Source organism: Helicobacter rappini (genome assembly GCF_900198625.1).
GTDB classification, from domain to species: Bacteria; Campylobacterota; Campylobacteria; order Campylobacterales; family Helicobacteraceae; genus Helicobacter_A; species Helicobacter_A rappini.
The window spans coordinates 1-905 of the sequence record NZ_FZPK01000084.1; the positions used below are offsets into that span (position 1 = coordinate 1).

The 905-nt window shown below is 33.5% G+C and carries 1 pseudogene; it reads right to left on the bottom strand.

The features are described 5' to 3' along the window. Positions 1-905 (bottom strand): annotated as a pseudogene (locus C6H17_RS11810) (TIGR02594 family protein); the annotation flags it as partial.

Consider the following 905-nt stretch of genomic DNA (forward strand, 5'->3'; position numbering starts at 1 on the left):
GCTGGTGTCTTTTGGTAGGCAAAGAGTATAAGAGTATATTCTCCACTTAGCAGTTTAGCTAATTGCGTGGATTGATGTGTTTGTTGTGTGATTTGTGTATTCGTGTTAGTTTGTGTAGTATTGCTTATGTTGTTATTTGCGTTTTGAGAGTTTGGTGTAGTAATGCTTTCTTGTGTATTGTTTGCTTGGCTTATGTGTGTAGTTGATGATTGATGTGTTTGTGTATCTCTTGTATTCTCTTTTGATTGTAAATATTCTTTAGGATTAAATGAAATGATATTTCCTTTGTAGGTATCACTTGGGAGTTCATAATAATCTATATCTTTTTGTAGTTTTGTCTTGTTTGGATTATATTCTTTAGTAGGGAGTATCATATATGCCCATTGAATGAGTTTGTATCCATAATAGAGTGCTTCACACTCTAAGGTAGTATCTATTTTTAAAGGCTTTTGTGTGTTGTGTATCTTTACTTCGAGGATAGAATCTGTGTTAGTTATCATTTCATCTAGTGTGGTGGTTTGCTTGAGTTGTAAGACATTCTTATAAATAATGCTTTCGCCTTTTTTGGCTTTTTGCTTAAGGTCATAATTTACTGATACTATACCTACACCTGTTATCTTGTGTATATCATAGGTGGAGTAATGTTGTGCTACTAAGTCATTACAAGAGAGTATGAGTTTAGTAGTAGCTTTCATATCAAGGTTAAGCTCTGTGCTTAGGATAGCATTATAGCTAGTATTGTCTGCCTTATCTTGTATGATATTACCATTAGTATCTGTATTTGCCTGCAAGGCTATTGGATAGGTTTTTCTATTTTCACAATTAAGTAGATAGATGATAGGCTGTCCTTGAGTGTTGTGAGAATCGTGCATAGAATCTATAGAATCTTGTGATTGATTCTGTGT